General features: G+C 38.2%; 13 protein-coding genes. 2 read left to right on the top strand and 11 right to left on the bottom strand.

Annotated features, from left to right (window positions below; genetic code table 11):
- Positions 1 to 15: 15 nt before the first annotated feature.
- The 3 genes from AC07YC_RS16070 to adh form a co-directional block, all read right to left on the bottom strand.
- Positions 16 to 984, bottom strand: a complete 969-nt coding sequence (locus AC07YC_RS16070; RefSeq protein WP_336636332.1) for a DUF4003 family protein — start codon at positions 982 to 984, stop codon at positions 16 to 18.
- 333 nt (positions 985 to 1,317) lie between these two features.
- On the bottom strand, positions 1,318 to 1,677 hold the full coding sequence (locus tag AC07YC_RS16065) for a DUF779 domain-containing protein (protein WP_036121675.1): 360 nt from the start codon (positions 1,675 to 1,677) through the stop codon (positions 1,318 to 1,320).
- Between the two features lie 21 nt (positions 1,678 to 1,698).
- Positions 1,699 to 3,219 carry an aldehyde dehydrogenase gene (gene adh / locus AC07YC_RS16060; RefSeq protein WP_069483192.1) on the bottom strand — a complete coding sequence of 507 codons (1,521 nt, stop codon included), beginning with the start codon at positions 3,217 to 3,219 and terminating at the stop codon, positions 1,699 to 1,701.
- Positions 3,220 to 3,457: 238 nt separating this feature from the next.
- On the opposite strand from adh, the gene rluF reads away from it, so the two are divergent.
- Complete coding sequence (rluF, locus tag AC07YC_RS16055; RefSeq protein ID WP_336636331.1) at positions 3,458 to 4,159, top strand: 23S rRNA pseudouridine(2604) synthase RluF; 702 nt, start codon at positions 3,458 to 3,460, stop codon at positions 4,157 to 4,159.
- Positions 4,160 to 4,181: 22 nt separating this feature from the next.
- On the top strand, positions 4,182 to 4,901 hold the full coding sequence (locus AC07YC_RS16050; protein WP_494919875.1) for a DUF6904 family protein: 720 nt from the start codon (positions 4,182 to 4,184) through the stop codon (positions 4,899 to 4,901).
- Between the two features lie 41 nt (positions 4,902 to 4,942).
- Here the strand turns inward: AC07YC_RS16050 and AC07YC_RS16045 are convergent, their stop codons facing one another.
- The 8 genes from AC07YC_RS16045 to AC07YC_RS16010 all read right to left on the bottom strand — a co-directional run bounded on the left by AC07YC_RS16045 (position 4,943) and on the right by AC07YC_RS16010 (position 13,062).
- Complete coding sequence (locus AC07YC_RS16045; RefSeq protein WP_336636329.1) at positions 4,943 to 5,440, bottom strand: cupin domain-containing protein; 498 nt, start codon at positions 5,438 to 5,440, stop codon at positions 4,943 to 4,945.
- 116 nt (positions 5,441 to 5,556) lie between these two features.
- Positions 5,557 to 6,264: an ABC transporter ATP-binding protein gene (locus AC07YC_RS16040; protein WP_025116481.1), complete on the bottom strand. Its 708-nt coding sequence runs from the start codon at positions 6,262 to 6,264 to the stop codon at positions 5,557 to 5,559.
- Positions 6,264 to 7,043 carry an ABC transporter ATP-binding protein gene (locus AC07YC_RS16035; protein ID WP_036223289.1) on the bottom strand — a complete coding sequence of 260 codons (780 nt, stop codon included), beginning with the start codon at positions 7,041 to 7,043 and terminating at the stop codon, positions 6,264 to 6,266. The genes AC07YC_RS16040 and AC07YC_RS16035 overlap by 1 nt, the downstream gene beginning before the upstream one ends.
- Entirely contained in the window at positions 7,043 to 7,978 is a 936-nt protein-coding gene (locus AC07YC_RS16030; protein WP_036147894.1) for a branched-chain amino acid ABC transporter permease, read from the bottom strand. The genes AC07YC_RS16035 and AC07YC_RS16030 overlap by 1 nt, the downstream gene beginning before the upstream one ends.
- Positions 7,979 to 7,989: 11 nt before the next feature.
- Positions 7,990 to 8,865, bottom strand: coding sequence for a branched-chain amino acid ABC transporter permease (locus AC07YC_RS16025; protein ID WP_012296114.1), 876 nt, complete (start codon positions 8,863 to 8,865; stop codon positions 7,990 to 7,992).
- A gap of 147 nt (positions 8,866 to 9,012) precedes the next feature.
- The gene (locus AC07YC_RS16020) at positions 9,013 to 10,233 is read right to left on the bottom strand and encodes an ABC transporter substrate-binding protein (RefSeq protein ID WP_036223283.1); all 1,221 of its coding nucleotides are present in this window, start codon (positions 10,231 to 10,233) and stop codon (positions 9,013 to 9,015) included.
- A gap of 354 nt (positions 10,234 to 10,587) precedes the next feature.
- Complete coding sequence (locus AC07YC_RS16015; RefSeq protein ID WP_089986411.1) at positions 10,588 to 11,190, bottom strand: class I SAM-dependent methyltransferase; 603 nt, start codon at positions 11,188 to 11,190, stop codon at positions 10,588 to 10,590.
- 87 nt (positions 11,191 to 11,277) lie between these two features.
- The gene (locus AC07YC_RS16010; RefSeq protein WP_494919874.1) at positions 11,278 to 13,062 is read right to left on the bottom strand and encodes a CotH kinase family protein; all 1,785 of its coding nucleotides are present in this window, start codon (positions 13,060 to 13,062) and stop codon (positions 11,278 to 11,280) included.
- Positions 13,063 to 13,092 lie beyond the last annotated feature (30 nt).

The raw sequence follows: 13,092 nt of genomic DNA, 5'->3' as shown, positions 1-13,092 counted from the left end.
TTCTCCCCTATTCTATCACGAAGAGCTGGAACTCGATGCTATGGCGGCTGCACTAACTGCCGCTATCATTGCAGCATGCTGAGCTTGAATTAATAATTCAATAGATGACATAATCGTCATAGACAGTGATTTTTGTACTTTCGCCATATCATAAATGGCGATTTGTACAGCCATAAAGAGAACAAATTCACGATGCCATTTTAATAATTTTAAATCCTTTAATTCATGATATAAATGTATAACTTCTTGCAATTGGTGATGAGTAAGATCTAGTAAGGCTAAAAATCCAAGTAAGGGATAATGCATGGCCTTTACTTTGACATCTTGGTTTTTTAGCGCATCTCGAATGGTCACAACATTGGGCACAAGTTGACGATCAAATTGTGGAGATAGGAAGGTTAATACTTGTGACAACCATTGCAACTCATTTCCTGCATTAAAATTATATGTTCGTAATTCTTTATAATAGCGATTCATCGTTTCCGCACGTATTTCCACATCATCAGAGGGACTACTTAGTAACACAGCGTATGGAATGTCTTCATAGGATGTTAAAAATGGGTGATGTTTACGAATGGCATCAAATAAAGCTCTAGCTGCATACGCATGCGCGTTTTTATCCTTTTCGTCCTCTGTCAAAAACTGAGCAGCAATATAACTAAAGTTACCGCTTCTAAATTTAGCTTCCTTTAAAGCATTCACATTCGTTAATAAATTCATTACAGCTTTTTCAGCATCCGCGTGCTCCATTAAATTAGCAGCTATACTATAGCCTACCGTAGTTCTTAAGGGCGACATCCACGAGGATTGCTTCTTCATTTCCTGTAAAATATGTTTGTATTGGACCGCATCAAATGTTTTCCCTGACGCAACAAACGTACTAGCTATAGCTAAAACAATTTTACGATCCACTGTCCATCCCGCAGCCTTCGAAACATCTTCTACTGTATTTGTAAATTGATTTTCTATCATCACGTAATCCATATTTAGCACGCTCCTTTACCCATTTTACGTTACATAATGTGAGAAAGATTCATCCCATTTGTAACAATTAACATAAAAAGTAAACTTAATTTAATATATGTTACCCCATTTTTTTGATTTAATAGGAAATATTAAACAAATACGAAAGGAGGAACTACTGTTGATTGCAAAAACCACTCGGAAAATAATATTTACCGTGACCTTAAAAGAACGTTTACAGCTATTTTTATTTTTACGAAATTCGTCTAACAATATAGCTTTACATACCCTTTTTTCTAAAAATTAATGCAAAAAGACAGCGGCAAAGTTTTTTGCCGCTGTACAAATGACTCATTAAATTAACCCTAGCTCCTGTAACTCCTCTGATGTGAAGGCTCTCGATCTTGTTAAAAAACGTTTTCCTTCAACACCCTCTAATGAAAACATCCCACCTCTACCTTCCACTACATCCAGTATGATTTGAGTATGTTTCCAATAATCATATTGATTTTTATGCATATAAAATGGAGCTCCACCTATTTCGCCCAAACATATATCCTGATCACCTAATAGCAAGTCTCCGTCTGGATAACACATAGGGGAAGAACCATCACAGCATCCGCCTGATTGATGAAACATAACAGGCCCATGTTTCTCTTTTAATAGCTCGATGAGTGCCAGCGCTTCTGCCGTGGCTAATACACGTTCAATCACGCTCATGCACCTCCCTATGGATTAGAAGAAACCAAGTTTATTTTCGCTATAGCTAACTAATAAATTTTTCGTTTGTTGGTAATGAGATAGCATCATTTTATGATTTTCACGACCAACACCTGACATTTTGTAGCCACCGAATGCAGCATGTGCAGGATAAGCATGGTAGCAGTTTGTCCAAACACGACCTGCCTCTATTTCACGACCGAAGCGATATGCTGTATTAATATCTCTTGTCCAAACACCTGAACCTAAGCCATACAGTGTATCATTCGCAATTTCTAATGCCTCTTCTTTCGTTTTAAACGTAGTAACAGCTACAACAGGACCAAAAATTTCCTCCTGGAAAATACGCATTTTATTATGGCCTTTAAAGACAGTTGGTTTAACGTAGTAGCCATTTTCAAAGCCTTCCCCTACATTATTTTTCTCCCCACCGATTAGACATTCTGCACCTTCTTGCTTACCGATATCTAAATATGAGAGGATTTTTTCCAGTTGCTCGCTTGAAGCCTGTGCTCCCATCATTGTGTTTGGATCAAGCGGATTACCAACTTTAATAGCTTCTACTCGTTGTAGTACACGTTCCATAAATTTATCGTAAATAGATTCTTGAATAATTGCACGAGAAGGGCATGTACATACTTCCCCTTGGTTCAGAGCAAATAATACGAAGCCTTCGACTGCTTTATCTAAAAATTCGTCGTCCTTATCCATAATATCCTCAAAGAAGATATTAGGTGATTTACCACCGAGCTCCAATGTAACTGGGATTAGGTTTTGAGACGCGTATTGCATAATTAAACGACCAGTTGTTGTCTCACCAGTGAAAGCAATCTTGCCAATACGTGGATTAGATGCAAGCGGTTTCCCAGCCTCTAAGCCAAAACCATTCACAATATTAATGACACCTGATGGTAATAAATCTTCTATTAGTTCCACAAGCACCATAATGGATGCTGGTGTTTGTTCTGCAGGTTTTAATACGACACAGTTTCCAGCAGCTAGTGCTGGCGCAAGCTTCCATACAGCCATTAATAACGGGAAGTTCCAAGGTATAATTTGGCCCACTACCCCTATTGGCTCATGAAAATGATAAGCAACTGTATCGTTATCGATTTGGCTTACAGAGCCTTCTTGAGCACGTAAAGCTCCAGCAAAGTAACGGAAATGATCAATGGCAAGAGGGATATCTGCATTTAAAGTTTCACGTACCGCCTTACCGTTATCCCATGTTTCGGCAACGGCTAGCTTTTCTAAATTTTGCTCGATACGGTCCGCAATTTTAAGTAAAATGTTTGCGCGTTCTGTCGGTGATGTTTTTCCCCACGCATCTTTAGCAGCATGTGCTGCATCAAGTGCCAGTTCAATATCCTCAGCTGTGGAACGTGCTACTTGTGTAAAAACTTGTCCAGTAACAGGAGTGACATTATCAAAGTATTGACCCTTCACTGGAGGTGTCCATTCGCCACCAATATAATTATCATATTTCTGTTTGAATTGAACGACCGATCCTTCAGTGTTTGGAAATGCATAAACCATTTTACTTCTCCCCTTTACACAATTTAATGAGACTATCTACAAAAAACATTATTTTATAGCGAAATAACAATATTTTCATAGAAATCCTCTCATCTAATATATTGTCAGAAACAAATAATAATTTCAACTTTTTAAAAAATTTTCAAGCAATTTATTTTTACTAGAAAAGTATATAGAATTCACGGTTTGTATAACGTTAAGGTATACTTAAAAATAATATTAGATTTAGGAGAACAATATGCGTATTAATAAATATTTAAGTGAAACAGGCATTATATCGCGTCGTGGCGCTGATAAGTGGATAGCCGAAGGAAAAGTTACAATTAACGGAGAACCTGCGACCGTTGGAAGTCAGGTTGAGAATGGCGACATTGTTTGCGTTGATGGAAAAGAGGTAAAGAAAGAACAAAAGCTTGTCTATATAGCTTTAAACAAGCCAGTCGGCATAACAAGCACAACAGAACGCCATATAAAAGGCAATGTCGTTGATTTTGTAAATCATCCTTTACGAATTTTTCATATTGGGCGTCTCGATAAGGAATCAGAGGGGCTATTGTTATTAACTAATGATGGCGATATCGTCAATAAAATTCTTCGCGCTGAAAATCATCATGAAAAAGAATATATTGTTCAAGTAGATAAACCTATAACAGAGCAATTTATTAACAAGATGGGCGCAGGTGTAGATATTCTAGATACAACGACCTTACCTTGTTATGTTGAAAAGATCTCAGACAAAGTTTTTAAAATCATTTTGGAGCAAGGCTTAAATCGTCAAATACGCCGGATGTGTTCAGCTCTTGGCTACTCGGTAAAGCGGCTACAGCGTATTCGTATTATGAATATTAAGCTTGGAAATTTAAAAGTAGGCCAATGGCGAGACCTAACTGATAAAGAGCAGGCAGAGCTATTTAAACTACTGAAATACACACCAAAATAAGTATTAGAGGAGGGCGAGGACGATGATTTCCATTCAAAGCACAGAGCAGTTAACAGGTGTACAAATTTGCGGAGATTTTTGGGATTTAGATGAGCTGATCAACGCTATTTACAAAGTAACTGGTGATGCCAATAAATACTATGATTATCAAGGTCCTCGACTCCGTATTTTAAGCGTTTGCTATAAACTGAGACATGCTATGCTTGGCGAACACCAGCTAGAGTTTGTGAGTAACGGTGTTAACAAGAACACCCTTACACAACATGAAGTGATTTTCCCCAATAAAAACATCTATTTCGCTACAGATATTCTTTGGCCTGAAATTATCTTTAGCGCTATCGCTTTAAACGATTTCATCAATCTGCACCTGACATTAAACAATGCATCTATTTGGAATCATGAGATAGCGACGATTCGTAAATTTCAAGCTGCTATTGCAGATTGTTTAGAACAGGAAGTGAAAGAAGAGGATTATGGAGTCTTTTTAACAATGCTACAGGCAAAAAACCCTTTAACCTTCCTTTTCGCTACACAGTATGTGGATGTTCTGAATTTGGAATATATCCAATTAAAGAAAGAAGAACGTAAAGCTCAGCTAGCTGCATTTGCATTACGCTTACTTGTAGAGGATCATGAATATGTAGCACTTAAATCACACCTAATGGCAGCCGCGATTGCCACGAAACAACCTTTACACGCCATACAAATACAGCTTAGCTATCCGGAAGAAATTTTATGGTAAACAAACAACGCCGTCTCACAATGCATGAGACGGCTTATTTTTTATTTAATCGTTTGGTAGGCCATTTTACGAATGACGGCCTCATGCTGAGGGTAATCTGCTAAAAGCTCGTCCTGTGTAAACAATTCGAAATCCGCAAAGTCAAAGCCTGGGGCAACCATACATCCCACTAAACTAAACGTATCTGCTTCCTCCACTGATGATCCAAATATCGTATTTTTAGGCACCGCAATTTGTGGTATCTCTCCCGCTTCTACGTTCAAGCCAAGCTTCTTCGCTTCATATGTCCCATCTGGAAAAATCATATGGACTGTAAGCGGACTACCAGCATGGTAATACCATAGCTCATCTGACTGCAAACGATGTAGATGTGAAATGTCCTGTGAGCGAAGTAAGAAATAAATACTCGTATAAATAGGTCTCTGAACATCTCTTACTGCAATATCTTCTGTAGCCCGAAATGAAGAAATATAATAGCCTCCTTCAGGATGTTCGGCTAAATTTAGTTGTTGAATAAAATATTGTGCTGAATAGTTCAAAAAACATCACTCCTTTTTTCCACCTTACCAAAAATGAATAGTAAAATGCTACCTTCAATTATTCAGTAGCAAGCACAACGAAAAAGGGCCTCTCCTTGTTGAGACGCCCCTTTCCATTATAAACCACCCAAATAAGCTGCTTTTACTTCTTCACTTTCTTGAAGCTCTTTAGCTGAACCAGATAAAACAATGCGCCCTGTTTCGAGCACGTATGCACGGTTAGCGACAGACAGTGCCATATTTGCATTTTGCTCAACAAGCAATACTGTTGTCCCCTCTTTATTTACCTGTTCAATAATATTGAAAATATTTTTAACCATTAGTGGTGCGAGCCCCATTGAAGGCTCATCCATTAATAGCAATTTGGGCTTTGCCATTAAGGCACGACCCATTGCAAGCATTTGCTGTTCCCCACCAGACAATGTTCCTGATAGCTGTTTACGACGCTCCAATAGTCTAGGGAATAACTCAAAAACATGGTCCATATCTTTTTTAATTCCAGCTTTGTCATTACGCAAATAGGCACCAAGCTCTAAATTTTCTTCTACGGACATATTGGCAAAAACACGACGTCCTTCTGGAACGTGGGAGATTCCCGATTTCACAATAGTTTGAGCTGCTTTCCCCGCGATAGAGAAGCCTTCGTATTCAATAATGCCACCTTTTGGTTTTAATAAGCCTGACAATGTTTTTAACAATGTACTTTTCCCAGCACCGTTTGCACCGATTAATGTAACAATTTCACCCTCATTTACTTCTAAAGAGAGGCCCTTCAATGCTTGAATGTTACCATAATAAACATCTATATTTTGTACTTTTAGCATTAGCCGATAACCTCCTCACCAAGGTACGCTTCAATTACCTTTGGATTGTTGCGAATTTCTTCTGGTGTCCCGTCAGCAATTAATTGTCCATGATCGAGTACATAAATACGCTCACAAATACCCATTACTAAGCTCATATCATGCTCAATCAGTAAGATCGTTAAACCAAACTCCTTACGTATAAATGCAATTAATTCCATTAAATCATGCGTTTCCTGCGGATTCATCCCGGCAGCCGGTTCATCCAATAATAATAGCTTCGGATTTGCCGCTAATGCACGGGCTATCTCTAATCGTCTCTGCATCCCATATGGTAAATTTTTAGCTAGCTCATTCATATAGACATCTAAACCAAAGATTTTTAAAAACTCTATGGATTGAAGCTCCATTTCGGCCTCACCCTTGAAATGCGTGGGTAAGCGAAAAATCGATGACCACATCGAATGCCTAGCAAGCGAATGGTTGGCTACCTTTACATTGTCTAGAACAGATAGCTCTTTAAATAGACGAATATTTTGGAAGGTACGGCTTATCCCCTTTTGTGTTACTTGGTAAGGTGCAAGTCCGTTTAATTTCTGTCCGCCAAATGTGATGGTTCCCTCTGTTGGTGTATATACCCCTGTCAGCATATTAAAGCTAGTCGTTTTTCCAGCACCATTGGGACCGATTAAACCCACTAATTCACCTTGATTGAGATACATATTAACACCCTGTACTGCCTTTAAACCACCGAATTGAATCCCCATGTTTTCAACATTAATAAGAAGGTTTCCAGTCATTATTTTGTACCTCCTTTTTTACCAAACTTAAATAAATCCGTAATTTCTTTTGTTCCCATTAATCCTGTTGGGCGATAAAGCATTACGATAATTAGTACTAAACTGTAAATAATCATACGAGTCTCTGGGAAGTTTGCTAGATACGTCGATACGATCGTTAAGAAAACCGCAGCGATCACGGAACCTGAAAGACTTCCTAAGCCACCAAGTACAACGTAAATTAAAATATCAAATGATTTTAAGAAACCGAAAGTTGTCGGCTGAATAATGTAAAAGTTATGGGCAAAAATTGCACCTGCTAGCCCAGCAAAGAAAGATCCAATCGCGAACGCGACAACCTTATAGTAAGTTGTATTAATTCCCATCGCATCTGCTGCAATCTCATCTTCGCGAATAGAAATACATGCGCGACCATGACGTGAATTTGTAAAGTTTGAGATGACAAGAATCGTTAATACGACACCAAAGAATGCATACGTCCAGTTAGATAAATATTTAACCTGCATCCCTGCAGCACCGCCAACATAATCCGTATTTAAGAAAATAATACGAATGATCTCCGCAAATCCTAAAGTCGCAATTGCGAGATAGTCCCCTTTTAGACGAAGTGTCGGAATACCTACAATAAGGCCTGCGACAGCTGCTGCCGCTGCCCCTAATAAAATCGCCAATGGGAATGGTAACATGAGCTTCGTTGTAATAATCGCTGAGACATAGGCTCCAACAGCTAGGAACCCGGCATGCCCAATCGAGAATTGACCTGTAACCCCAATAACAATATGCAAGCTGACAGCTAGCATAATGTTAATACACATCGTAATCAGCATATTTTTATAGTACATATCAATGACTTCGGTCGTAATCAATAATTGCACAACTGCATAGATGACTAGCGCTAATACGGCATAGACCCAGAAAACTTTAGACTTTTTCATTAACCGCTCACCTACACTTTCTCACGGGCATTTTTACCAAAGATACCCGATGGTCTGAATATTAAAATTAAGATTAAAATAACGAATGCCGCTGCATCTCTCCATAAAGAGAAGCCAAGCGCACTTACTAAAGATTCTACAACGCCTAGTAACATACCACCGACCATAGCGCCAGGAATAATACCAATCCCACCAAGAACAGCTGCGATAAACGCTTTAACCCCTGGTATAACACCCATTAACGGGTCAATTTTCGTATAATACACACCGAAGATAACACCGGCTGCACCAGCTAAAGCCGAACCAATTGCAAATGTTGCAGAGATTGTATTATCAACGTTAATCCCCATTAAACGTGCTGCATCCGCGTCATGAGAAACGGCACGCATGGCTTTCCCGATTTTTGTTTTATGTACGATGAATTGTAAAAGAATCATCAGTACAACAGCGACTGATAAAATTAAAATAGAGGTACTACTAATTTGTACGCCTAAAATATCAAAAGACTTATTTTTGAACACTTCAGGATACGCTGCCGGTTGAGCCCCTCTGAAGAAGATCGTTGTATATTCAATTAATAACGATACGCCGATCGCTGTAATTAACGCCGCAATACGTGTTGCATTCCGTAATCGTTTATAGGCGATCCGTTCAATTAAAACACCAAAAATTGCGCAAATGAGCATCGCCAATAATAATGCTGGGAAAAAGCCAAGCTCCCATTTAGCAATTGCGTAAAAGCCGATAAATGAACCAATCATGAAAACGTCACCATGGGCAAAGTTAATTAGCTTGATAATACCGTATACCATTGTATACCCTAGCGCTATTAACGCGTAGATACTTCCTAGTGAAATACCATTCACAAGTTGCTGTATCCATTCCATACGCATTCACTCCTTTGAATTTTCTGAAAAATGAGAAATCTGTACATGCATCAATATTAAAAAGTTATGTTTTATGCTGCTATTCTAGTTATCTAAAACAGAAAAAAGGAAGGCGTGTTTACCCGCCTCCCCCTTGCTTACAAAACATTAAGGATTAACTTTAGAGTTGAACACTTGTTTACCGTCTTTAAATTCAAGAACTGTTGCTGTTTTAATTGGGTTATGGTTTTCGTCAACTGAGAAAGTACCTGTTACTAAAGAAAGATCTTTTGTTGCAGCTAATTCATTTTTAATAGCTTCCCCATCCGTAGAACCTGCACGTTTAATGGCATCAGCAATGTAGTAAATAGAGTCATATCCAAGTGCGTTGAACGCATCAGGTGCCTTATCACCATTTGCCGCTTTAAATGCCTTTACAAAGTCTTGAATTTTTTGATCTGGATCTTCTGCAGAATAGTGGTTAGTAATATACGTATTATTTAATGCATCCTTGCCAGCTAGATCCACTAAAGTTGGTGAATCCCAACCATCAGCCCCCATTAAAGGTACATCAATACCCATTTCACGGGCTTGTTTAACAATTAAACCAACCTCTTCATAGTATCCAGGGATAAAGATAAAGTCTGGATTCGCTGCTTTAATATTTGTTAATTGTGTACGGAAGTCTGTATCCTTCGCTACATAAGCCTCTTCCTTCACAACTTTTCCACCACTTTTAGTAATCGTTTCTTTAAAGGACTTTGCTAAACCTTTTGCATAATCAGATGCGTTGTCAGCAAAAATAGCTACGTTTTTCGCACTTAGCTCACCTGAAGCGAAGTTAGCTGCCACAATCCCTTGGAATGGGTCAATAAAGCATGTACGGAATGCATACTCGTTAACACTGCCATCCTCATTTACCGTAATATTTGGGGCAGTCCCAGAACCAGTAACAATCGGGATTTTATTTTGATTGGCAATTTGAACCGTTGCTACTGTATTTCCTGAAGTTGCAGGAGCTAGCATTGCTACTACTTTATCTTGTGTTGCTAGTTTAATAGCTGCAGCTGTAGCCTCAGAGTTTTCGGATTTATTATCTACTTTAATCAGTTCAATCTTCTTACCATCAATACCACCAGCATCATTTATTTCTTTTACAGCCAATTCCGCGCCCAGACCGATTGAAGAACCGTAAGATGCTACATTTCCTGAAAGCTCTAGGTTTGCACCAATTTTAATTGTATCGCCATCAGATGAACCACCGCCTGATGATGACCCACCACCTGAACTTGAATCGTCTCCGTTACCACAACCAGCAAGTACACCAGCAAGTAATGAAGATGCTACTAATAGTGAACCAAACTTCTTAAGCTTTTTACTCTCTTTCATAATTAGATTCCCCCTGAAGATTTCTAAAATATTAGATATTTCTGATAATTATAAACAAATAAATTCATTTCCTCAATAGCAAAAATAATTATTTATAACTACCTAAAAACGACAGAACAATATTATTCATTTATGACTTTTACATTGTAAAACATTCTTTATATTTAGTCTAGAGTGATTTTTCAGTATAATTAGTTATTTAAGAATTATCTTTCAATTCTTTTATGGTGTAGTACAAAACTATCATATGCAATTATTTTTTTAAGATAAGGTTTTGGCTGTCCTTCATTTTTATTAAATTATTTCCCTGAAAATAAGTGTAGAAAAGAGAAAAAAGCATGGAGACGATTGCCTCTATGCTTTCTTTAATTCGAACACACAAAGGCGTTCATTCATATTAGTTTCATTTTCTAAATGCACTTCATGGAGCAATTCAAATGGTGTCCCCTGATGTAAAAACTGTAAATAATCATAAGGAGGATAGTATAAAATTATATGAATATCTCGCATTTTTTGCTCATAGGATTGCCAAATGTTCTGAATAACTGTGCGGAAAATATGAATGGAAAAGGGATTAAAAAAGAAAAACACATTATCACGCGGCTTTATTTCATATGCCTCTGCTATCGTATGAATAAATGTAATAGGTGCATGTGAACGCTTTTTTTGAAGATAGCTTCGTTTATTTTCTTCTGCCTCAGCATAAAATCCAGCATCCATCTCTATTCCGATCGTTGGAATATGAAATTGATGATGAACATAAATGGGTACCCTTCCCTTTCCACAGCCCATATCAATAAACACAGGGTCGTTAGGCATCTCATAGATAGCAAATAATTGTTCAAGCCCATTATAAGGGGTTGGTTCATAACGGTGATAGTGGGCAAGCTTTGGGAAACCATATTGTTCTCCCACGGTCTTAATATGCAAATATTTATCAAACTGTTGTTCATTCATATGAAAGGACTCCTAAGAACTGAATGCTTTATTTTAGCACGAGAAAAAGCAAAAACCATACCCAAAAGTTTGGATATGGTCATTTTTTTATCGGCCTCTACGCTTAAAACTATAAACAAAGAGAAGTGAAAGAAGTAATAACACGAAGGATGCAATGATAGTAATCACTGTAGTCTTATCAATTGTAGCGGCTGGATCGTCGATTTCATTATTAGCACCAGGCATACCCATTGGCGCTCCGTTTTCATCCGGGCGCTGCATAGGCCCACCATTTTGACCTTCTCCCCCCCTTGGTCCATTGCCTTCTTTGTTAAACGTAGGACCTTGTGATGGATCAAAATCCTCTGGTAGCTGACTCGGATCACTATTATCAGGCATCCCTTTCATTTCTCCATCTTCATTTGGAACCGGCATCGTATTATCTTGAGAAGTTGTCGATGCCTCCACAACAAGCTCCCCAGAGAGCTGTTTTAAAATAGATTCAGAGCGCTGCTTTGCAAACTCAGGTAAACTATTCTCACCTTCAACTGCCTCTAAAAACTGTTCCGTCGTAGAAAATTTAGTAGGATCCGCTTCGACATAGGCTGTTAAAAGCACCGCTAATTTTTTTGTCATGGATTGTACATAATCCTCTGTTAAATAATTCGTCGTTAACTCTTCTAAATATCCTTCATATTGAGCGCGATATTTTTTATTAGTAAGTAAGGCATTTAGTAGTGGCCGTTCCTCCAAAGTTGTACCAGAGACAGGAGTAGTCACACTAAAATTAATAGCACTTTCGGCCATTAGGTTTCCTGACATGCCCATTTCCATGTTGATCTGACCATTCTGTTGTTGCCTATCCACACCCGCTGGAACCGTTTGTCCATTGTTCTCCATTGGTGAACTTTCTGAATTAGAAGCATCAACTGGCTTTTGACGATCTTCTCTACCCAACCCCATTCCACCGCCACCTGCTCCAAAGCCGCCAAAGGACATATTGTAATCCCAAGGGATAATTGAAAACTTGCCATTCTGTTCGTATAAATAATAGTTATGCTTCATATTCCCTTGGTAACTATCTAAATTTACAAGTGCCGTATTGACGGCGAAATATCGTAGCATTTCATCGACATCTAAATATTTCTCAATGTCTCCACCATTATTAATGGCATCCAGCATTTCCACAAATTTGGATTGATCCATATTATCTTTATTTGTTTTTAATCCAATACCTGTATAATCCGTCATTTCGTCACTTATATATTTTAAATCACTGCCTGTCCCATCTGGCTTAAATAAAAAGCCATTATTGGAGCCGTAGTTATTAGCTAGGAACGTTTCATCCACTGCTTCTACGCCTAAAAACAAACCACGCTCCTCACCATTTACTGTGACATACATATAGGAATGTGCTGGCGTTGGTAAGCCCATTTGCTCCATTAATTCATAGGATACATACTCTCGCATTAATGTAGAGTCACTATAATTATTATTTAAATTTAATTTTTTCAAGCCATATAAACTTTGAGTGTCATCATAATAATCAAAATCAATTTTTAAGCTATAACGATCTGAGTCGCTGTTGACAACGGATCGTAACGACAAATTGCCTTTCGTACGAATAGCAACATTGTCAATTTTTTGGCCGTTTACTTTAATATCCGCCTGTTTTAACTCTTCCTCTGCCGCATTTTCCAGCATGTCAGCCCAATCTTCCTCGGCTATCTCGATATCGACTGTAGTAACTTTGTTTTTATTAAATACTATATTCTCATAAGAGAACTCGGTATTCTTTGTTTCAATGCCTATATTCGGAAGTACAGCATATATCACGACAAAGAGAAGGAGAAGAATCGCCATGCACAGGTAGACAATTCTGGTCTTAATCATCACTGACACCTCGCTTTAGAATCCTTTTTG

The organism is Lysinibacillus sp. GW247-5R2A (assembly GCF_059424475.1).
This window is presented reverse-complemented; position numbering and strand designations above follow the sequence as displayed.